The following is a 22762-nucleotide window of genomic DNA, read 5'->3' as shown; positions in this document are numbered from 1 at the left end:
TTTGTCTCTTTTACTCTAGTTATTCATCATTATACCAAGAGCTATGTTACGTTTTCTTTTCTTTCTATTGATTCCGGTAGGAATATATGCCCAAAGGGTTCGTGTCGGTGAACATCAGAACCATGAGAACACCGTGAATCATACAGAGGCGCACGACGGCGGTGTTACGCACGATGGACACAGCCACCTGGAGCATATTTTAGAGTATCGCAAAGAAACCGCCTATGTTCCAAATTTACCTCCTCCAATATTCTTCAAGGGTATTGGAGAGGTAGATTTTAAAATCACTACAAAATCGGCTAAAACACAGCAATATTTTAATCAAGGAATAGCCTTACTGCATTGTTTCTGGGATTTTGAAGCCTACCGTGCTTTCAAAGAGGCCATTAAACACGACTCATTGGCTATTATGCCGTACTATGGCTTATACAGCGCTATTGGAGCGATTGAGGGTGATGAGTTTAAGCCCGACCAGAAACTGGCACTTGATAAAATTAAAAAATTGAAAGAGAAGGCTACAGACAGAGAAAAACTATACGCTGAAGCCATTCTTCTGCGGGATGATGAAAAAACCGGAGGCAAAGCTGCTTATCAGTCTAAATTAGAACTAATTATTCATAAATATCCCGAAGACATAGACGCTAAACTATTTCTGGCGCTCAGTAAAATGGCCGGATATGATACCAGGCTCAATCCAAGAGATGGGCAGATTTACTCTGAATACTTACTCAAAGATATTCTTCGGGAGCATCCTGAAAATGCGGCAGCCCATCACTACTGGATTCACCTGAAAGAAAATTGCTGTCCGACAGAAGCTTTTCAAAGTGCTGAAACGCTATCAAGACTCGCACCGAATTCAGGTCATATGGTGCATATGCCAGGGCATGTCTATTACAAAGCCGGAGAATATCAGAAAGCTTACGAATCTTTTATTGCCGCAGTAAAAGTTGACTCTGTTTACATGAAAGAACAGAAGATTCCGGAGGTAGATGCCTGGAATTATATCCATAATATCAATTATATGCTTGCTAACTGTGCTGAAGATGGAAGATATGCTACGGCACTTTATTATGCCGAAAAGCTGAAAAGTATGCCGGCGACTAAGGAGAGAAAAAGAAAATATGAAGGCAGATTCTTTTATCAGGGTGTGATTGCTCCTGCTAAAATGGAATTATGTTTTGGTTTTTACCAAAAAGCTGCTGACAAGCTCTCTGCGATTCAGATTGATAAAGATAGTTTATTCACCAATAAAGCTATTGCTTATAAGAATGCCCTCTTTCACTTTGCTTCCGGTATGTGGCTGCCATTAAGAAAAACAATACGGCACTTGCCCGACAACATTCAGAAGCATTGGATGCAAATTTATGGAGAAATAGCAATCAATCCGTATCAAAAGACCAGATTAGTACCAAGCGCATTAATGATTTGAATGTAGCTTCTCTTGAATTGCAAGGGGTCATACAAAGTGCCGAAGGCAAGTATGAAGAAGCTATTAAGACACTCGAATCAGCCAGACAAAAAGAAGAAGACTTAGGTTATAGCGAACCTCCTACCTATGCCAGACCAGTGTTGATTAGTCTGGCCGAAGCGCATTTGAAAGAAGACAGGTTTGATAAAGCTGAAAAAACTTATCAGGAACTTCTGAAAAAACATCCTAATAGTGCCAATGGTATCTGGGGATTGTACAAAGTCTATAAGCAAACAAACGACCATCAAAAACTTCATGAGTATCAGGAAAAACTCAATGAAGTACTAAGACAAGGCGATAAAAGCCTGTTTCCACTGTAATCTGTCTGATTATCATACATATTTATTCACATTAAACATTTAATTCTTATGAACAATTACATAAAATCTCTGACTTTGCTACTATCATTTATAACATTCTCGTTCATAATAGAAACGCCTTATGAAGTTTCTATCAAAACCTGGCATCAAAAAAGAATCGAAAGTCTCAAAAGTGAAGAAGGCTGGCTGAATCTTGCCGGGTTATTCTGGCTTGAAGAAGGGGAAAATACGATTGGAGGAGATAAAAAGAACTCCATCGTATTCCCTGCCAATCATGCGGAACCATTTATCGGAAAAGTAATTTTAGACAAAGGCCAGGTAACGTTTCAATCTGCTCCAAATGCTACAGTTTTACAAGCAAATGACCCGGTAACAGAAGCGAGACTTTTTCCGTATATCAGCAATAGGCCTACTGTTTTAAAACATAAAACCTTGCGTTGGTTTATCATTCAGAGAGGTGATAAATATGCCATCCGGCTGCGGGATTTAGAAGGAGAATTTTTGTTGGGCTTTAAAGGAATCGAGACTTTCCCGATTAACGAAAGCTGGAAACTAAAGACTAAATTTGTGCCAACAGAAGGGAAAAAACTGAGCATCACAGATATAACCGGAAGAACGTATGAGCAGGATTCACCCGGAAAACTACTCTTTACTATTGATGGCAAAGAATACAGCCTAGCCGCAACCGGAACCAAAGAACATTTACACTTCGTATTCAGCGATGCCACCAGTAAGCATGAAACCTACGGCAGTGGCCGGTTTCTGGATGCAGAAGCACCGGATGCAGAAGGAAACATCTATTTAGATTTTAACAAAGCTTATAACCCACCTTGTGCTTTGACTCCTTATGCTACCTGTCCATTACCTGTGAAAGAAAATCAATTGACGGTAGCCATTAAAGCAGGTGAAAAATATAGTGGGTCTCACTAAGATTGTATTGGATAAGAAAGTACCATCCAGATTGAGAAATGCTAATTAAACAGATTTCACCGGGCGGCCGCCCGGTGAAATCTGTTTAATTATTCTATTCCGAAAAAACCTCAAAATACCTAAATGTCCGCCGTCTATAGAAGACATAAATTATGCGTAAGCAATTCCCCTTTAGGGGTTAGGGGTTAAACTCTCTGTTCCAACTGATACATCCCAGTGAGCATCCAGAATCTCAAAGCGCCGGGCTTCTTCTTTTTTGAATTTGGCCTGGTCAGGATAGAGCGTTTTTTTATAGGGTTCGGTCAGATTAGGGTCGAAAGCGGCTTGTACATTTTTGAATACCAATGTAATTCTATAATCCCATCTACCTTCTTCTATACCTTGTTGAAGAGGCTTTTCAAGTTTAATACTTAATAAATCACCTTTTTCGATGGCTTTTTTAATAGAGGATAATGATTCTTCTTATATAATTCTAAGAACTCAGCCTGATAACCCCATTTTACCCGATAGTAGCCTTCAACCGTGAAAGTTTCATCTTTTTGCGCTTGAGCAAATGCTGGCATGTTGAACAAACTAAGTAATGCTATTAAAATAATATTTCTGGTCTTCATATTTTGGATGGTTTAAATTATTATTTCGAAGTTTTATAAATTTGGATATTACTATTGGTTTCTCACAAAATGATACTTTAGGGTTCATATAGTAAATTGTACGTTTTTCACTTTACAAAATCGATAACTCTAGTAGATATACGCAAACAAGAATAACAGCCATTTGAATCAAACGGCTGTTTCTGGTCCAAAGAAATCTGCTACTTAGACATCTCACTCTTTTCGTTTGTTGATTTGAATATCGGATAACCCAGTTGAACATACCAAGGTTCTTCATGGTAATCATCAAGTCCTATTTTTTCAGGGAATTGTCTGGTTATCTTACCAGTTCCAAAAAGCACATCCCATATAAAAAACATATTCCCATAGTTGCCGTTGATGACACCAATACCGTCGTGGTCATTGGCAGCATGATGGGCATGATGCGTTGCCGGAGTTGAAATGATGCGCTCTATCACCCACATAATCGGGCTCAACCATTTAATTTTATAAAGAGGTTTATCCCATGGGATACTAGAGTAGGAAGCAATGCCAATCAGGATTTTCAGGAAATATCCCACAATAAAAGCCTCTCCAAAGCCCAAAAAGACTAAAGTGGCAGATACGATTCGTGAAGGGAATAATAATAAATATACCCACGAATTACGCCCTGAGAGCAGCACACTCATTTCAGGAGCACTATGATGTACCCTATGCCCCTTCCAAAGCCAAGGAAAAGTATGAGCTGCTCTATGCCACCAGTATTGAGTAAAATCTTCAAGCAAACAGGTAATTGCGAGACCAGCCCAAAAAGATACATCCGAAAAATAGTTATAATAATCAGAGAAAAAATAACTAAGTACATACGTAGTAAACAAGAAGCTAAGCGGGCGTGTAATTACACTTGAGAGAGCTAATCCGGCTACAGTAATATGCCATTCGTTCTTAGTCCATTTACCACTCTTAAAGGCTCCGGTAAAGAATTCTGCCAGACTAAAAAATATAAGTAGGCTAAGAATTTCATAATAGATTGTGCTTTCTGTAAATTTCATATTACAAAAATTTAATGGTAAATAATAATGATTGTAAGAAGTAAAATATGATACAGAGTAATTTGCTAAAGACAACAACAGTGAACGTCTTTTTTATTTACAATTTCTCTAATTGTTACGATGCTTAAAAATGAAATTGGCATGTGATTTTTTATTAATCTACTTAATCGATAGATAAAGTAAATTAATACTCACAACACTTCCAAAAATTTTGTTGATTTTTTTCCATTTTAATATATTTCTTTCTAGGAAAACTTGCCTTATGGCATCTCAGGAAAGTTTCATTGGTAAACTTCTCAATCTCTGACCAGTTAAATCAAAAACTGCTGCAGCAATAGCAGGAGCCACAGGCGATAAAGGCGGCTCTCCTACTCCCAGTGGCACCACTTCCCCTTCCACAATTACGACATTGATTTTAGGTGTATCAGCTAAAGTCACCATTGGATATTTATCAAAGTTGCTATTGATTATACGCGCATCCTCAATGATAATTTCCTCGTATAAAGCCGCTGTAATACCCATCATGGTAGCACCCTCTACCTGCATCCGAATACCATCAGGATTAATCGCCAGACCTGCATCTATTACTTGTGTTATTTTTACTACCTGAATTTTCTTATCCATAACCTTAACTTCAGCCACAACAGCAGAGATTGTTTTTCTATCATTGCAAATAGCCATTCCTCTACCTATACCACCAGCTTTTGTCTGGTTCCACTCGCTTTTTTCTCTCAGGGTTTCTAGTACTTTAACACATCTCTGATTGATTTTCTCCTTTCCTTGTAGCAATTCTATTCGAAATGCAATTGGGTCATTACTTGTTTTATAAGCTAATTCATTGAAAAAACTCTCAATAGCAAACGTATTGGCAAACATTCCTACGCCACGCCAGATTCCCACCTCTATCGGTAATTTATTGTGCCACATAGTAGCTGCTTTATTTTCTACATTGTACATGATACTTGCCCCATGACCTGCAGAAATAAAGTCTGCACCAAAAACAGTAGGACCCAAATCAGCTGGAATCTGTGCAAATATTTGGTCAGGTGTAGCCTGGTCATGCGTAACGGCTTCAACAGCACCAGTTTGAGAAATTTTAGCGGCTAATACATGATGTGTCTGAGGTCGATAAACTCCATTAAGAAACTCCTGCTCGCGGGTATTAAACAGCTGCACAGGTTTTCCAATAATCTTTGAAATTCTGGCTGCGCCGATGGCTAATTTTGTATCCATTCTTCTACCGAATGCTCCTCCTGCAAAGGTCAGTTCTATCTCTACATCATCAACAGATAAATCTAGTGCTGAGGCAACAGCCTTTCTCAATAAATCGGGTGCTTGAGTGCCTATAATAATTTTTAGCTTACCATTGTGATAATTGGCGATAGCACCATTAGGCTCCATGTGTGCATGAGCTCCAATAGACGTGCGATATTGCTCGGTAAAAACCTCATCGTTATTCTCTTTCAGTATTCCCTTTGCAGAACCAACTTTTTGAACACTCACCTCATTACCTACACCAACCTTCGTTAATTTTTCAATTTCAGCCTGTTGCCATTTTTCCGGAATATCCCATTCCACTCGTATTTTCTCAAGTCCTTTTTCAGCAGCATAACGGTTTTTGGCAATTACAGCTACCAGGTCCTCTTCCTGAATTACCCTTATAACACCTAGCTGTTTTAAAGCCTCCTTTATTTCCATATGCCTGATAATTGCTTCTATATAAGGTGATTGGAGTAAAGTCGCATAAACCATATCTGGCAAGGATTGATCTATGGCATAGATTGGTTCGCCAAAAACTTTTGGTCTCAGATCTGTACGCTTTACTTCTTTGCCTACAAATTTGAATTGACTGGCAGGTCTTAGCTCAGGTGTCGCAGGCTCTTCCCATTCTATGGTAGATTTCGCTAAATCTGCATAAGTAATTTTATGCGCTTCGGAAGACAATATCCCATCTTGCGTATTAACTTTAAATACAGAAACACTCCATTTTTTAGCCGCAGTTTCTTTGAGCATTTCTCTTATATATGCGGCCATTTCTCTGATTGACTTATATAACGAAGAGGTAGAACTACTCCCACCAGTACTGATTCTATCAACTGGCCCATCGGCAGTATTGGCATGAATCACTTTAATCTGATTTAATGAAACATCCAGTTCTTCTGCAGCCAGCATGGCAAAACCGGTAAAAATCCCCTGTCCCATTTCAATTTTAGGCGATTTGATGAGAACTGTATTATCAGGCAGTATTTCAAACCATATTAATGATTCATTATTGGCAATCAATGCGGGAGCATCCATATCTTCTGCCAGTTGTGCCGCAAATCTTCTTATAACACCACGTCCCAGATAAGTAGCCACTATCACCCCACCTAATACGATAGCCCCTCTCTGAAAGAATTTACGTCTCGAAAGCTTTTTAGTATTGGCAGTAGTCATAGCTTATCTTTAGGTTGAGTAGATTGCTTAATAGCCACAGCTCTTTTAATAGCTTTTATGATACGGGGTTGTGTACCACAACGGCAGATATTTGTAATACCCGATTTTATTTCTTCCTCAGTCGGATTATCGTTGGTTTCAATAAATTTAGCAGCAGCCATCATAAAACCCGGCTGGCAATAGCCACACTGAGGTACATTTTCATCAATCCAGGTTTGCTGAATAGGGTGCAGTGTTTCTTTATTGAGACATAGCCCTTCTAAAGTTCTTACTTTTTTATTGGCAACATACTGTACCGGAAACGAACATGAACGAATAGCGTCCCCATCAAGATGTAAGGTACATGCGCCGCACAATGCTTTTCCACAGCCGTACTTAGTTGCCTTTAGCCCTAATTCATCTCTAACTACCCACAAAAGTGGCATATCGGGGTCTACGTCAACAGAGATAGGCTTATCGTTTACAATAAAATCTATTTTCATTAATGCTTAGGTACTTTCTTTAAACTTACAGATAGAATTTGATTATCCTAAAGTCTGATTACTTGTTGTAAATTCCAAATAATTGTTTTGAAACTCTATCTGAAAGTTTCAGGCTTAAATAATACTCCTCCGTCTTTTTTTACCTGCCAGGCAGTAATTGGATTCATATGGTAGCCACCTTCGCTGCCCCTTGCTTCAAATAGTTGCTTTAAAGTTGGTTGAGTATAGCCTGTTTCGTCTGTTACCCGGCTTAAAATCTCAGTTTCCTCCCCTTTCCATTGCCATAAATGCCTGAATTGGATATGGGCTTTATCCAGAACCGGTTCATTAAGTTGAGCTATCTTCCAGTTTTTACCTGCATCTGTGCTTACTTCTACCCTCACAACTTTTCCTCTGCCAGACCATGCTAAGCCACGGATTTCTATCCAGCCTTTTTCAACTTTTTGTGGGTATGAGGGAAAAGTAATAATTGAACGTGCATCAATATCAAAACTGAAAATCCGGTATTTACCATCTTTGATTGGCTCGGTGTATTTCGATGTTTCCTCACGAGTATAATAGGGTGCATCTGATAGTTCTAATCTTCGAAGCCACTTTACACCAGTATTACCCTCCCAACCCGGTAGGAATAATCTTACTGGGAAACCCTGCTCTGGTCTTAACGGTTCCCCATTTTGTGCATAGGCAATAATGGCATCATCCCATCCTTTTTTTACCGGAATACTTCGCGTCAGAACAGCAGCATCGCCTCCTTCTGCCAGAAACCATGTTGCGTTTGGTTTTACACCTACTTCATTAAAAAGCGTTGAAAGCTTTACGCCAGTCCACTCGCTCTGACTGGTTAAGCCGCAGATTTCCTGAGGTGTAAGATTTTCTTTACCACCTCTGAAATTACCAGAACACTCTAAAAAGGCTATTCGCGAAACCGAAGGGAAACGCTTTAAATCTGTTACAGTGAAAATAAGTGGTTTTTCGACTAAACCATGAATAAGTAATTCATGCTTAGAAGGATCAATTGCCGGAACACCTGCATGATGACGTTCAAAATGCAAGTCAGATGGGGTAATAATACCATAAAAATCCTGTAACGGTGACCGTGATGATATATCAGATGGCTTTTTAACAGATTTCACAAACGGTGATCGGCTTCCAACTTCTCCCGCAGGCTTACCGAATTTCTTGGTTGGGTCATCTCCAATAAGATTTTCAGAAAGCCCTTTCTGGATGGTCTGACCCTTTGCCGTTTGAATAATAGCAACTGCGGCAGTAGCTGCCCCGCCCAGCAACTTTCTTCTGGATAGTTTCTTCGGAAATTTCTGAGCTATTTCAACTAATCTTTCCATTTTCATCTGATTTCAGGCCCTCCTTTGCGGTCGTCAGGGATAAATAAATCTCTGGCAGGCATCTCAATTTTAGGTAAGGTCTTAGCATTGATAACTGTATTTTCATCAATAATTTCATTGGCTCTTAGCAGATAGGCTGTCAGATGATAGACTTCTTCATTTGTGAGTGAACCTGGCTCATTAAATGGCATTGCCCGACGGATATAATCGAAAACAGTAGTAGCATAAGGCCAATAATTTCCAATTGTTTTTTCTTTCCGCGCAGCAGCTACTGGCGCTTTGTTTGTTACCAACGAACCATTTGGTCCACCAATACCACCTACTCCATGACAGGCAAAGCATTTAGCATCAAAAATTAATTTACCTTTTGCTGCTAAACCCGATCCTGCCGGTAGCCCCTTACCATCTGGTCGCACATCAATATCCAGACGGTCAATTTCAACCTGAGTTGCCTTTCTTCCGAAACCAAATGAACTGGGTAAGGTATCATTTGAAATCTCTCTCTTTTTTGAAACAATTGCATACTTTTCGGTGGAATTTTCCTGACTCATAGCTTGATAGCAAGCCTGAAAGGAGATTCCACCGAAAAGTAGCAATGATAATTTTATACTTGTTTTTTGATTATAAATCACGATTTATAAATAGAATTTAAAACTCAAAATGATGACATTACTAATAAATCTATAAGTATTAATCATATTTCCCAGCTTCAAGTGTGCTTCTTGATAATGCATATTTCTTATCATAACGATCTAAAACCACATGAATAGAGTCTTTATTTTCGTTGATACCTGATAGAATAACTCTTTCTCCACCATTCAGCACATTATACTTCAATACCATTCGATTACGTTTACCTGGGCGGCTTTCTGCCGCAATTCCTTTAGTACGACGTGCAGAATAGGCAATAGGCTCAATTTTCTTGTCTTCTGAGCCTATACTTGCCTTCGCTTCTTTTGGGATCCAATTATCAGTTTTCGATTTTTCTCCTTTTTTCCTGGCTTGAGCATTGGTTTTACCATCTCCACCAAAATCTGTTCTATTACCTAAAAACTCACGACCTTCCTGACGGTTACCACGGTTTTTATCCTGCAAATACAATACATGGTTTACAGTATCGGCTTCATAATAAAATACCCGCTGACCACCTGCTACTCCCGTTAACTCAAAAGTCCGGTTAATGTCTCTCATAGGAGCTCCGCCCCCATTTGATAAGTCTAACTCAACCGGTTTATTGGTTTTGAATGTCAGGGTTGTCCATTTTTCAAAAGTTGCCTGCTGCCATCTGGTAGTATCTAATGGTGAGTAAGGTATTGCCTGATTATTGATTTTAAATTCTGTTACGTTATAATTTCCCCTTAATTCTTTTATACCCTTCAAAGCTGGTTGTTTGTAAGGGTCATACAAAAAGTTTACAATTGCCAGATAAAGAAATACAGGTAGGAATAAGACAATAGTGGCAGTTTTTAAGGTAATACGAGTAATTCTCTGCCATGCATTTGAGAATACCGGATAGTATACAAATGGTACCGTATATTTTTCAAGAATCAACAGATTGTAGATTCTCGGAATATAAGCAATCAGCAAAAAGGCCGAGAATAATACGAAATATGAGCTGTATACATGTACACCACCATCGTATGCAAAATTAACATAAACAATATCAGCTAATGCACCGAAAAGCAGAACTGCACCCCAGAAGGTTGTAGCTCTGAAAAATAATAATGCTCCGGCGGCTACCTCAACAATACCTGTAAAGACTTCGTACCATGGCACAATACCTATAGATAACCAGTATATTTTCTGCAATGTCAAATCACCAAAATCGGTATTGAGCACACCCCATGAAGGATAAGGTAATTGTGTCGGTGTTAGTTTTGTGAAGCCAAAACCAATGATGCCAATACCTGCGCGGTAACGAACAATGACATTCAGCCAATAATATAGTTTGGTATATTCTGCACTTTCTTTTTGTCTGATTTTTGCAATAGCTGTCCAGATTATGCCTACGGCAATGGCAAAAATCAGCGTAATAATCCAAACGGCATAGCCATTAAGAGGTGAGCCAAAAATCCGGCTACCAAAAAAATTAAGCCCTGATCCGAAACGGGCAATATCATATAAATCACGATAGTGTAAATGAAGCCAGTCGAAAGTAAAAATCTCTTTGTACCAATCAAGGCTATTAGGTAATGTCATAGCTATGAAAAATACAAAAGCTATTCGAAAAGCTATTTTTTGCCAGTTTTTCCAGGGTTGTGGTTTAGCAGCTTTTTTAATTTCTAAAGTTTCTTCAGGTAATTCTACTCCCAAATCTTCCTGAACTATCTTTAAGTTTGAATCAGACATAATTGTATTGAGTTGAAATGGTAAGAATTATAATTTTAAGGCATTTCTGCGACCTGCTTTCTTTGCCTCGATTGTCAGGTATTTTTTATTGATTTTGTTCAAAACCGCATAGACTGAATCTTTTCCTGTACTTATTCCCGACAATACAATAGTTGAATCATTCAGCTTTTTGAACGATAAAGAGAATTTATCAAAAGGATGATTTTTGTTTCGGTTTTGCAGAGAAAGTGTTGATCTGGTAGAATCAAAATCATAGCTATAGTAATGACGTCCTTGTGTACCTGCCAGTTCATAGATGCGGCTGGCATCATCGTTATAAAGCTCTTCGGTTGGTAAATTCTCAATAATAACATGCTTATTCGATTTAATGCTTATCGTATTCCATTTTTCAAATACAATATTTTGCCAGCGGGTTGAATCTGTTTTTGAGTACGGAATCACCTGGTTATTCCATCTGAATTCGCTTACATTATATAATCCGCTGATATTTTCAATTCCTTTAGTTTTGGGGAAATGATAGCCTTTGTTTTTATAGCCAGCATATGTCCTGAGGCCATAAAAAACTACAAAAAACAAAATGAAAATCGTTTTTAGTCCAATACGATAGCGCTTCCAATTACCACTAAAAACCGGTTGGAAACGATTTGGAGCCGTTGGTTTATCAAGTGATAGTAGGTTGAACAAGCGAATAGCGTCAAAAGCGAAAAGGTAAAGTGCCAAGCTAACCAGATAGAAAGCATACACATATTCGCCGCCCTCATAAGCTATATTTGAAATAGCAACATTGCCTGCAAATGGTAATATAATCAAGGTAGCAATAGTTGTGGTTTTGCGATTCAAAAGCAATAAACCGCTGATAATCTCAACCAAACCTAGAAAAGACTGATAATTGGGTACAACTCCCAATCCAAGCGAAAATAATTTCCAGGCATTGAAATCACCATAATTGGTATTCAGATTACTGATAGATGGAAATGGTGCCTGAATTGGGAAGAATTTTAAAAAACCATAAGCAATAATACCTATGGCTAATCGATAACGTACCAGTACTCTCAGCCAGTAATAAAGTTTATCGTAATTTATTTCTTTGGTATAAATTTTATCCCAAAGAAATGTGCCGATAGCGGCAATAATGATAATAATTAACCAATTAATAAAGCTATCATAGCCTGTAAATGTTGGTGAATACCTTGATAAATAGAAAATATCACGGTATTGTACATGAAGCCAGTTAGTTGAGAACAGGTGCTTGAAGAACCGTAAATCTATTGGTAGCACATGTAAAAAGAAATAAATTCCGAAAAACTTAAAGGCTGTTTTTTCAGAATTACTCCAGTGACTTTGAGAGTTAAGTTCAAGAATTTTAGACATAGTATAAAATTTTAGGTAAGAATAGTCATCTTAGGATTTAATGAAATCTGCAAGATTACCTTCTTGCAGATTTCATTATTATAAATCTTAATACCCTGGGTTTTGGGTCAAAGCTTTATCTATCTGAATCTCTCCAACCGGAATAGGCAATAAAAGCCTGTTCTGGTCTGTTATATTGAAAACGGGTGTTGCACGACCTGTACGGACTATATCGAACCAGCGATGTGGCTCCAATGCAAATTCCAATCTTCTTTCGTTTTCAATATCTAGTAAAAGTTCTTCTTTGGTTGAAGCCGTGCTTAGATCTATGCTTGCGCGGTCGCGTATGGCATTCAAATCCGCCAAACCATCTGTTATTTTATCCAGATTAGCTCTGGCTTCTGCACGAATCAGGTATAATTCAGCGATTCGGAAAACATAGCTGGGATCAGTAGCAGGTGTACGGTAGTACAAATTCCCATACCAACGATTCTGGTTATCTTTTGCAACCAATGCACTGCGCCCACCCCCCACTTTTGGGTCGTTTAAAAGTGCCACTAGTGCATCGTTTGGTGCCCATTGGCGAGTACCTCCATTCGTTTGAGGCTGCCATTGCCCACGATGAGAATTCTGTTCGTTAGCACTGTAAAAAATCTCAAAGACAGATTCCTGTGTGCCTCTGGCATCATTGGCAAAAAATGAACTATAAGGTTTCAGAAGTTTATAATTAGTATCGCTGATTAGTTTTGAGGCGTATTCATCAGCCTTCGCCCATTCTTTCAGATACAAATGCAAACGCGAACGTAAAGCCCACACAGTTTTACGCGTTGCACGATAACGATCTGTTGTTGATGGTAGCAATGACTCTGCGGTTTCCAGGTCTTTTAAAACAAGCGCATAGGTTTCTGCCTGAGTGCTTCTCTTGACACCACTGTTTTCAGTCGGGTTGGCCGTCGGTTTGGTAATCAAAGGCACACCTCCCCAGGTACGGGCTAAATCAAAATACGATAGAGCTCTGATAAAATAGGCTTCTCCAACTATCTGATTCTTCAAGGCTTCTGTCAGAAGCGGATCCTTCACAATTGGTACTTTGTCAATAACATTATTGGCTCTGTTAATGGTACGATAGATGGCCGTCCATGCACCTGAGATAGTTGAGTTTTCAGGATTTATTTTTTTATTGATAAATTCCTGCACTTGCGATTGTGACCCTGTCCACTGGATATTATCACCTGATAAATAGCCGATTGATTGAAAGGTCGTTCCGTAATATCCCCCGTTACTCAACGCTGAATAAACACCTCTTAACGCTGTTTCAGCTGAGCTTTTATCAAAAATAGTTTGGGCGTCAGAAATAGACTCTAAAGGCTTTACATCTAAAAAATTACTGCAGGAAGCTGATAGGGCTAATAATCCAACAGATAATATATATTTGAATGATCTCATTTTTCTTAATTTCGTTTTTGATGATTACTTAGAAAGTAAGGCTTAAACCTGCCTGAAAGCTACGGGGCTGAGGAGGAGTTCCTAAATCAATACCTTGTGCATTCTGGTCACTGCTCGAGCTTGATTCAGGGTCAAGGCCAGTATATTTAGTTAATAAAAACAGGTTAGTACCGTTTATGTATATTTTCAAATTATCTGCCTTTAACTTAGCGGCAAGCGATTTCGGGAAGTTATAAGCTAAGTTCAAGCTGCGAAGGCGTAAAAATGAGCCATCTTCCAACCAGCGGCTTCCACCATCGCGGTAGTTATTTACATTTACTCCGTCTGGTCTTGGCACATCGGTAATATCACCCTGTTTCTGCCATCTGGCGTTGTTGCTGGCAAAAATTATACGGGCAGCGTCTCTAGCACCACCGCCTTCGCCAAAAAACTTATTGTGATTGTAAACTTTATTTCCGTATTGGAAGGCAAGGAATGCTGATAGTTCGAAGCCTTTATAGCTTAAATTATTAGTGAATCCACCGAAGAACTTAGGCCAGATACTGCCTAAAATCTGACGGTCCGCTACGGTAATTTGTCCATCTTTGTTTACATCTTCATACACCACATTTCCGTTCTCAGGATTCACATATAATTGTTTATATACCCAGAAAGAATACAATGGCGTACCTTGCTGCTGAAGAATCAACTCACGACTGCCATAACGAAGCGGGTTATCCAGTTTTTCAATTTTATTGACGTTTTGTGCTAGATTCAGGTTACTTGTCCATCTGAAATCACCTCTTTCGTAGTTTATAGTATTGATATTCAGCTCAAAACCCTTATTGCTGATTTCAGCTGCGTTGCTCCAGTAGTTGGCAAACCCTGTCGTGCTTGGCAATGCCAATTGCAGCAGCCCATCACGTGTATACTTGTTATAATAGTTTATTTCGAATCCAATTCTACCATTTAGGAATGAGGCATCTAAGCCTACATTAAACTGGTTAGTACGCTCCCATTTCAAATCCGGGTTAGCCAACTGCTGTGGTGCAATACCCGGATTACCTTGGTACGGTGCACCGCCAGTCCAGAGTCCTTGAGCAGCAAAGTTTCCGATACCATTCTGATTTCCAACAATTCCGTAGCTGGTGCGTAATTTTAAATCACTCAAAAACGCTACATCTTTCAGGAAATTTTCCTGTTTGATTCTCCATGCAGCACCAAAGGCCGGGAAGTACCCCCATTTACGGGCATTACCAAACCTTGAAGAACCATCGGCTCTCACGCTAAAATTGACAAGGTATTTTCCATTAAAGCCATAATCTGCTTTGGCGAAGAAAGAGGCCAAAGTACTTTTGCTCCAGTTCTGGCTACTGATGGTCGTAGCAGCCGAAGAAATAATTTTGAATGAATTATTGGCAAATCCGCGGCCTTCGGCATAAGTTCTGGTTAAAACATCGCTTTGCAGGGTATTCCCTACTATTAAGCCAAATGAGTGTTTTTTGCCGATTTTTTGGCGATAAGTAAGTGTTTGCTCATTTAATAAGGAAGTAAACTGGCTGATGGATGAAGTGGCAAGCCCACCCTGAGCACCTAGCAATAGAAATGTATTCCAGTATTCAGATTCATTATAATTATTATAATCAACTCCCCAACTTGAACGAAGTTTCAGGTTAGGCAATAGTTCTGCTTCGGCATATAAGTTACCAACATAGCGCAAGCTGGTTGAGTGGACATCGTAATTCTGAAGGAGTAATGTTAGGTTATCAAAACCTGCACGGCCCACGAAAACACCGTTTTCAGTAGGAGAAAGATAAGTTGGTGTATGTAATGCTGCTTGTAACAAACCGCCTTGTGGACCATCTCCTGCACGTGCCTGATTACGATAGGTGCGACTGAACGAATTACTTACACCAATCTGGATTCTATCATTTATTTTCTGGTCAAGGTTTACTTTAAAACTCGCTCTATTAAATGTAATAGGTCTTAAAATTGCTTCCTGAGAGTTGTATCCTCCACCAATATAATACCTGGTTGTTTTAGTACCTCCGACCAGTGAGATATCATAGCTTTGCAATGTAGCAGTACGGAATGCTTCACCTAATCTATCATATGTCTGTTGTTCTTCCGGTAATCCTCTCCCACCTTCTGAAACTGGTCTGAACGGACGGTTGGCAGTTGTTCTGTTCAATGAAGGCGTATCTTTTCCTGTATTAATCCACCATTCATTTACTAATTGCGCATGTTCCGGGCCTGTGGTCAACTCCCAAAGTTTTATGGCTTTGGCTTGTCCATAGCTTACATTAAAGTTTACTTTCGGCGCTTGCTCAAAGTTTCCCCTTTTGGTAGTGATTAAAATCACACCATTTGCCCCTCTTGAACCATATAAAGCTGTTGCTTCGGCATCTTTTAATACCTCAATACTCTCAATATCAACAGGATTCAGGTCAGCAATTGGTGAGGTTGATTTACCACCGGTGCTAATCGTTTGCAAGCTATTACTATTCACAAAAACCCCGTCAATTACATATAAAGGATCATTATCCGCATTAATTGACGTAGCACCACGCACTCTTACATTAACCGTTTCACCGGGTACACCCGTTGGCGAAGAAATCTGAACGCCTGAAACTTTACCCTGTAGTTGGGCATCAATGCTTCCAACCGGAATGGCGTTTACTTCTGTAGGGTCAACTTTTGTTATGGAGCCAATAAGGTTTTTACGTTCCTGAGTACCGTATCCAACCACCACTACCTCGCTCAATTGTTTGGCATTGGTTTGAAGTGTGATAGTAATGGTGTTTGTATTGGCCAAAACTTCTTTTAACTCATATCCTATATAATTAACTATAAGTATATAAGGAATTTTCTGTCCGGTTCTGAATTGAAACTTACCTTCAGCATCAGTAATAACACCGTGCGTTGTGCCTTTAATCTGAACGGTAGCACCAATAAGTGGTTCGTTAGTTTTCTCGTCAATAACCCGCCCGGAAAGTGTAGAATTAATGGTGGCATCGGTATTCTGGGCTATTATTATCGATGGAATCAGCAGAATAGCCAATAAAAACTGTACAAGTACATTTTTTTTCATTTACTTTGTAATGGTTAAATTAAACAATAAGGTACCGGGACGATTGCCTGGCAATCTCCTGAATCATTCCGCAAATGAGCCTTTTATTTGACCAGCCACTCTTGTTCCCGCAAGAGTGGCATTTTTAGGCTTTTTATAAACGTTGTGTGTTAACCGAGTTTCCTAAACGAACACTCAATTTCAATTCAATAGCTTCGATTTATCTTAATCTTTAATCGTCAGATTCTTTTTATTTGATTTTATAAGTGATGACCTCATCAGTTAAATCTTGCTTCAATAAATATTTTCAGTCTCCATAACCTAAGATTATAACAAAGCTACTATTATTATATTTAATCTACCAAATAAGTAGATTAATATTTTTCAATTTTATTGGTTTTCTTATATAAAATATAGAAAAAATTCCTTTATTCGCTCTTTAAGGTACCTTTAATTGCTAAAATATAGATTTTGGTACTCGGATATATTTTTGCAGAAATAATTAAAATGAAAAATAATACTGTTCTGGTAGCATTAAATCTAAAATATCGCTTAACTTACGAAGTATTGGAATAAGGCGATTAAATAATAGAGATATATTGGGCTAGTCCTTACTTAATTTCATTTGCAGGGTATTACACAAACAAAAAGCAGTTACATTTTTGATATGTAACTGCTTGATTATCAATGTAGCGGGGAGCAGGATCGAACTGCCGACCTTAGGGTTATGAATCCTACGCTCTAACCATCTGAGCTACCCCGCCAAAATATAAAAGAACCTAAAAATTAAGTGCTGTTTGCCCTCGTTTTTAAATTATGTTGCAAAATTAGGGAAAGTTTTCATACATTGCAAAAAATAAAATTCACCAACATGAATTTTAAGAAAAATTCATATAAATTCTTGAAATAATCATTCATTCATACTAAATAGAATCGGGTATGAATGATTAACGACTTTTTGATATGGGAAAATTTAAGTTTACACGGGAGTACGAGTTTAAGGCATCACCTAAAGTCTTATATCAATACATCAGCACTCCTTCAGGATTGCAACAATGGTTTGCATCAAAAGTCAAATATGTGAATGACGGAAATTTTGACTTTATATGGGATAATGAAAGTCATCCTGCACGTCTTACCTCTCAGAGAATGAACAAAGCCACTAAGTTTGATTTTCTGAATGAAGACCAACGTGGAAATTACGTCGAATTTAAATTAGAACAAAGTGAATTAACAAACGCTACTTTCTTTAAGATAATAGATAATTCTGACAATACTGATGCCTCTGAATTAGAAGATTTATGGGACGGAATGGTAGATAAACTTCGGGAAATAGTAGGTGGATAATTTGTTAAATATGCTTAACAGACTTGCGCAAACAAAATTCATTTAAGAATTTTGTGCGGGCAATGATTTATGTGTTTAATGAAGAAAATTGATTTCTTAGTAATAAAGTCTTTTATAGGACCTTTTATATTAACTACCTGTGTGGTAGTTTTTATTTTTTTAATGCGTTTCCTAATGCTTTACTTCAACGATTTTGTAGGTAAAGATTTAGGATATGATGTTTTTGCGAAGCTTTTTGTTTATTTTTCATTAATAACAGTACCTATCTCTCTTCCTCTGGCTACTCTTCTCGCTTCATTAATGTGTTTTGGGAATCTGGGCGAACATTCAGAGCTTACAGCCATTAAGGCATCAGGAATTCCGATTTCAAGAGTACTTTTACCAACCTTAATTTTTGCTTTTGGGGTGAGTATTTTCTCATTCTGGTTTAATAATAAGGTTAGTCCCTGGGCCAATTTGAAGGGTTACAGTTTGCTCTATGACGTTAAAACTACTAAAGTTACACTCAATATTAAGGAAGGAATTTTTTATGGAGAGTTGCCAGGGTATAAAATAAAAGTATTAAAAAAATACCCTGATGGGAAAACATTAAAAGGAGTGACTATTTATAATCATAGTACTAACGAGGGGAATATCAATGTGACGATAGCTGACTCTGGTAAGATGTATACAATGTTAGATAATAGTTATTTAGTGTTTGAACTATATAATGGAGTTAATTATGTGGATTATAAAAACACTTCAGGGGGAAATTATAATGATACACAATTTGTAAAAAACTCTTTCAAAAAAAACAGGCTGGTATTTGCGCTGGAATCTTTCGGGATGAAAAGGACTGATGAATCTCAATTCAAGTATCATGAATATATGAAAGATGTTCCTGCACTTTCTAAACAAGTAGATTCCATTCGTAAGGAAATTGCAATAGCAAAAAAAGTGCAACTTGGCTCGATGGATCAATTCTATACTCATCATTTGAAGCGAATTATTAAAGATACCTTAAGCAAAAGAGTTATTTTACCAGGTAAGTGGGTTGATGAAAGAATGAAACCCTTACATGAGGAATCAAAAATGATGGAATCGTTTGAGACAGCCTTTACTCAAGCCAAAAGTGTACAAGACCATTATAAAACGAATGTCGATATTGAAAAAAGTAAATTAAAAGATGCCAATCGAGCCGATGTAGAACTCTGGCATAAATTTACAATGGCGTTTTCCTGCTTTGTAATGTTTTTAATAGGCTCTTCTTTAGGTTCAATTATAAAAAAAGGGGGCTTTGGTATGCCGGTTTTAATCTCAATTACATTTTTTATTTTAATGTATGTTTTAATGCAATTGGGCGATAAATATGCCAAAGAGGGTTTATGGTACGTACTTGCAGGTGTTTGGATGCCAAATACTATATTATTGGCCTTTGGTATTTATTTCCTATATAAAGCTACGAACGATGCACGTCTATTTGACAGCGACATCTACGATGTTTATTTCGATAAAATCAAGACTTACTGGAAAACAAAAATCAGGAAAAAGCGCGAATTTAAGACTGTCTGAATACCCTGATTAATCTACCTATCAGACTATTATCTATTAGAAGGGATTAATTTCCAGCTGTGTGCCTACATTAATATTTTTGTCTATTAATTCAAGTATACGTTCAAAATCCTTTTCATTTTCTGCATAATCTAAGTTGTTGACATCAATAATCAGGAGTTTTCCATGAGTATAAAGATGTACAAAGTCTTCATACAATGCATTCAGTTTGAGTAGGTAGTCTGGATCTATATTTCTTTCAAAATCACGGTTACGTTTGTTTATCTGTCGCTGCAGTTTAGGTAAATCTGCTCTCAGGTAAATCATCAGATCAGGGTGAGTAATGGCCTGAGTAATGGTATTAAACATACTTCTGTAAGTCTGATAATCTGTTTCATTAAATTTACCGGATTCATATAAATTGCGTGCAAAAATATAAGCATCTTCATAAATAGAGCGGTCTTGAATAATGGTTTTATCTTCTGCCAGTTTTTTAATTTTCAAAACCTGTTCAAAGCGGCTATTGAGGAAATAAATCTGGAGATGAAAGGCCCATTTTTCCATATCTTCGTAGAACGGTGGTAGGTAGGGATTACCCTCAACGGCTTCGTACAATACCTCCCATCCATAATGTTCTGCTAATTTTGATGCTAATGTAGTTTTTCCTGCCCCTATATTCCCGGTAATCGCAATGTGCATTTAATGAAATTTTTATTTTGTAGATATTTTTTCCAAAATAAATGCTAAAATGACTAAAATCATAGAACATCAAAATAACTTTTGTAATTTTGCAGTATTCAAATCAAGTCTGCGCCTTGAAATATTGAATTTTATTATGAGAACAGAAGAAATAACAACAGAAAACAACACACCAAATCAATCGCCAATCGACGAAAAGGGCAAATACTCAGTATTACTCTATTATATATACTCTCCAATCGACAATGTAGTTGAGTATCGTGACGTTCACCATCAATATTGTATTGATAACAATCTGCTAGGCCGTATAATTGTTGCTCCGGAAGGGCTCAATGGTACAGTTTCAGGCTTAGTTGAGGATTGTGACAAATATATGGCCTGGGTTAAATCTGACCCTCGCTTTGCTAAAGTAGATTTTAAAGTTGAGAACCATCCAACACATGCTTTTACCAAATTGTATGTGAGGATCAAAAAAGAGATTGTTCATTCAGAATTGCCTGTTAATCCTTTGGAAAGAACTGGGAAGCATTTGGAACCTAGCGAATTTAAAGAGATTATCAAGAATGATCCGAATGTAGTATTGGTTGACATGCGTTCAAATTATGAGCATTCAGTAGGAAAATTCAAAGGAGCAATTACCTTTGATATGGAAAATCTTCGCGAGTTGCCAGACCATATGCAAGAAATTGAGCATCTGAAAGATAAAAAAGTTATTACTTACTGCACTGGAGGTATTAAATGCGAGAAAGCCAGTGCTTATTTACTTTCACAGGGATTTACAGATGTTTATCAGTTACATGGTGGAATTATCAAATATGGCTTGGAAGAGGGCGGCGAAGATTTTGATGGAAAATGTTATGTTTTTGATAATCGTCTGACAACAGAAGTGAATAAAATAAACCCGGAAGTGATTTCGAAATGCCATGTATGTGGAACCATCAGTGATAGAATGGTAAACTGTGCCAATCCGGATTGTAATGAGCATGTGCCTATTTGTGAAAAATGTGGACATGAATTAGAAGGTGCTTGCTCAGTTGTTTGTAAGGAAAATCCAAGAAAACGTTTCTACGATGGAACCGGTTATTACGCCAAAACAACCGAAGGCTATAAGCCAGAGATCGCATTCAGAACCAGAAAAAATACTAAAACTTTGCACATAGTTGAAGATCTGGGCCTATAATCTCAAAATCATTGATTGTTTTACCTTAAATCAGTTTAGAATTTAAATTGATTTAAGGTATTTTTGTATTTCAGCAACTGAAAATAATTTTACTTATGAAGCCGACCTTCTTTCCTCATCAATCAGATTTTCGTAAATGGTTAGCAGAAAATCATGAAAAAGAAAAAGAACTCATAGTCGGTTTTTATAGGGTTGATTCCGGCAAACCAAGTATTACCTGGTCTCAGTCGGTTGATGAAGCCTTGTGTTTTGGATGGATTGATGGTATAAGAAGGTCAGTAGACCATGAAAGCTATTGTATTCGGTTCACACCTAGAAGACCCACCAGTATCTGGAGTACAGTGAATATCAACAAAATGGAAGAAATGATCCCAAAGGGTTTGGTGCAAAAAGCAGGCCTGTTAGCATACGAAAAGCGAAAAGACCATAAGTCTAATATATATACCTATGAAAAAGAGGAGGCAGAATTTTCTCCTATAATCCAAGCAACTTTCAAGACTAATATCCAGGCATGGGATTTCTTTCAAAAACAACCACCCTATTATCGCAAATTAATGACAGGCTGGATTGTTACAGCAAAGCAGGAAGCCACCCGATTATCAAGGTTAGAAAAATTAATAAAAGCCAGTGAAGAAGGTAAGCGCTTATAATTTCTTGCGCATTACATAATCGTTCATAAAATATTCTCCTATAGGTATATCTTCTTCAGCAATGATTTCAAAACCCATTCTTTCATAAAAAAGCTTGGCTTTGTTGTAACGGTTCACATTCAAGTCAAGCCAATTACCTCCAGATTCTTTTATTTGCTTTTCAACTTCAATTAATAACTTTTTACCTAATCCCCCTCCTTGAAAATCAGGATTTAGATATAATTTATTCAATTTATAGATTTTCTCATCATCATCTTTCATTGAATATGATGCAAACGCTCTGGGTACATCGATTTGATTTTCATCTGAAGCATATTGGATGACAAACAATTGCCCTGCGTTCATCTGTTCTTCTAATCCTTCTTCACTATAAATTAAATCGAACATATATTGAGGTTGTTGCTTGCCTAAAATAGGCTCATAAGTAGCAAACCATGTTTTTTCAGCAATTTCTCGAATAATAGCAATGTCTTTGGCTGTAGCGTATCGATACGTCAGTTTCATATGTTAGAGAATTTTCTTTGCAAATATAAACTCTGCT

The 22762-nt window shown here is 37.7% G+C and carries 20 protein-coding genes and 1 tRNA gene; 7 read left to right on the top strand and 14 right to left on the bottom strand.

Annotated features, from left to right (window positions below; all coding sequences use genetic code 11):
• Positions 1 to 43: 43 nt before the first annotated feature.
• From D0T08_RS27640 to D0T08_RS20070, 3 genes are read left to right on the top strand one after another with little or no spacing between them, the layout of a single operon-like run.
• Positions 44 to 1429, top strand: a complete 1386-nt coding sequence (locus tag D0T08_RS27640; protein WP_158561315.1) for a hypothetical protein — start codon at positions 44 to 46, stop codon at positions 1427 to 1429.
• Positions 1426 to 1788, top strand: a complete 363-nt coding sequence (locus tag D0T08_RS20075; RefSeq protein ID WP_158561314.1) for a lipopolysaccharide assembly protein LapB — start codon at positions 1426 to 1428, stop codon at positions 1786 to 1788. The genes D0T08_RS27640 and D0T08_RS20075 overlap by 4 nt, the downstream gene beginning before the upstream one ends.
• 48 nt (positions 1789 to 1836) lie before the next feature.
• Complete coding sequence (locus D0T08_RS20070; protein ID WP_116984479.1) at positions 1837 to 2718, top strand: DUF1684 domain-containing protein; 882 nt, start codon at positions 1837 to 1839, stop codon at positions 2716 to 2718.
• A gap of 171 nt (positions 2719 to 2889) precedes the next feature.
• On the opposite strand, the gene D0T08_RS27635 is transcribed toward D0T08_RS20070, so the two are convergent.
• The 12 genes from D0T08_RS27635 to D0T08_RS20020 all read right to left on the bottom strand — a co-directional run bounded on the left by D0T08_RS27635 (position 2890) and on the right by D0T08_RS20020 (position 17579).
• Positions 2890 to 3063 (bottom strand): hypothetical protein, encoded by a 174-nt coding sequence (locus D0T08_RS27635; RefSeq protein WP_158561313.1) that lies wholly within the window; start codon positions 3061 to 3063, stop codon positions 2890 to 2892.
• A gap of 65 nt (positions 3064 to 3128) precedes the next feature.
• Entirely contained in the window at positions 3129 to 3329 is a 201-nt protein-coding gene (locus D0T08_RS27455; RefSeq protein WP_147322820.1) for a hypothetical protein, read from the bottom strand.
• A 200-nt stretch (positions 3330 to 3529) separates the two neighbouring features.
• On the bottom strand, positions 3530 to 4360 hold the full coding sequence (locus D0T08_RS20065) for a sterol desaturase family protein (RefSeq protein ID WP_116984478.1): 831 nt from the start codon (positions 4358 to 4360) through the stop codon (positions 3530 to 3532).
• Between the two features lie 270 nt (positions 4361 to 4630).
• Positions 4631 to 6796, bottom strand: a complete 2166-nt coding sequence (locus D0T08_RS20060) for a molybdopterin cofactor-binding domain-containing protein (RefSeq protein ID WP_116984477.1) — start codon at positions 6794 to 6796, stop codon at positions 4631 to 4633.
• Positions 6793 to 7278: a (2Fe-2S)-binding protein gene (locus D0T08_RS20055; RefSeq protein ID WP_116984476.1), complete on the bottom strand. Its 486-nt coding sequence runs from the start codon at positions 7276 to 7278 to the stop codon at positions 6793 to 6795. The genes D0T08_RS20060 and D0T08_RS20055 overlap by 4 nt, the downstream gene beginning before the upstream one ends.
• A gap of 95 nt (positions 7279 to 7373) precedes the next feature.
• A complete protein-coding gene (gene soxC, locus D0T08_RS20050; RefSeq protein ID WP_229239007.1) occupies positions 7374 to 8621 on the bottom strand; it encodes a sulfite dehydrogenase in 1248 nt (415 codons plus the stop codon).
• 2 nt (positions 8622 to 8623) lie between these two features.
• Entirely contained in the window at positions 8624 to 9172 is a 549-nt protein-coding gene (locus tag D0T08_RS20045; protein ID WP_116984474.1) for a c-type cytochrome, read from the bottom strand.
• A gap of 139 nt (positions 9173 to 9311) precedes the next feature.
• Positions 9312 to 10970, bottom strand: coding sequence for a hypothetical protein (locus D0T08_RS20040; protein WP_116984473.1), 1659 nt, complete (start codon positions 10968 to 10970; stop codon positions 9312 to 9314).
• A 27-nt stretch (positions 10971 to 10997) separates the two neighbouring features.
• Complete coding sequence (locus D0T08_RS20035; RefSeq protein WP_116984472.1) at positions 10998 to 12341, bottom strand: DoxX family protein; 1344 nt, start codon at positions 12339 to 12341, stop codon at positions 10998 to 11000.
• A gap of 87 nt (positions 12342 to 12428) precedes the next feature.
• A complete protein-coding gene (locus D0T08_RS20030) occupies positions 12429 to 13766 on the bottom strand; it encodes a RagB/SusD family nutrient uptake outer membrane protein (RefSeq protein ID WP_116984471.1) in 1338 nt (445 codons plus the stop codon).
• Between the two features lie 28 nt (positions 13767 to 13794).
• A complete protein-coding gene (locus tag D0T08_RS20025; protein ID WP_116984470.1) occupies positions 13795 to 16836 on the bottom strand; it encodes a TonB-dependent receptor in 3042 nt (1013 codons plus the stop codon).
• Positions 16837 to 17505: 669 nt separating this feature from the next.
• A tRNA-Met gene (locus D0T08_RS20020) sits at positions 17506 to 17579 on the bottom strand.
• Between the two features lie 199 nt (positions 17580 to 17778).
• Here D0T08_RS20020 and D0T08_RS20015 point away from each other — a divergent pair.
• Positions 17779 to 18162, top strand: coding sequence for an START-like domain-containing protein (locus D0T08_RS20015; protein ID WP_116984469.1), 384 nt, complete (start codon positions 17779 to 17781; stop codon positions 18160 to 18162).
• A 78-nt stretch (positions 18163 to 18240) separates the two neighbouring features.
• Entirely contained in the window at positions 18241 to 19713 is a 1473-nt protein-coding gene (locus D0T08_RS20010; protein ID WP_116984468.1) for an LptF/LptG family permease, read from the top strand.
• A 36-nt stretch (positions 19714 to 19749) separates the two neighbouring features.
• On the opposite strand, the gene D0T08_RS20005 is transcribed toward D0T08_RS20010, so the two are convergent.
• Entirely contained in the window at positions 19750 to 20391 is a 642-nt protein-coding gene (locus D0T08_RS20005; protein WP_116984467.1) for a deoxynucleoside kinase, read from the bottom strand.
• A gap of 136 nt (positions 20392 to 20527) precedes the next feature.
• On the opposite strand from D0T08_RS20005, the gene D0T08_RS20000 reads away from it, so the two are divergent.
• Together D0T08_RS20000 and D0T08_RS19995 are read left to right on the top strand one after the other, a co-directional pair.
• Positions 20528 to 21571 (top strand): rhodanese-related sulfurtransferase, encoded by a 1044-nt coding sequence (locus tag D0T08_RS20000; RefSeq protein WP_116984635.1) that lies wholly within the window; start codon positions 20528 to 20530, stop codon positions 21569 to 21571.
• A gap of 95 nt (positions 21572 to 21666) precedes the next feature.
• Positions 21667 to 22221: a YdeI family protein gene (locus D0T08_RS19995; RefSeq protein ID WP_116984466.1), complete on the top strand. Its 555-nt coding sequence runs from the start codon at positions 21667 to 21669 to the stop codon at positions 22219 to 22221.
• On the opposite strand, the gene D0T08_RS19990 is transcribed toward D0T08_RS19995, so the two are convergent.
• Positions 22216 to 22725, bottom strand: a complete 510-nt coding sequence (locus D0T08_RS19990; RefSeq protein ID WP_116984465.1) for an N-acetyltransferase — start codon at positions 22723 to 22725, stop codon at positions 22216 to 22218. The two genes, D0T08_RS19995 and D0T08_RS19990, sit on opposite strands and share 6 nt — an antisense overlap.
• Between the last annotated feature and the right edge of the window lie 37 nt (positions 22726 to 22762).

It is taken from the genome of Emticicia sp. C21, from assembly GCF_003418935.1.
In the GTDB taxonomy this organism is placed as follows: domain Bacteria; phylum Bacteroidota; class Bacteroidia; order Cytophagales; family Spirosomataceae; genus Emticicia.
This window is presented reverse-complemented; position numbering and strand designations above follow the sequence as displayed.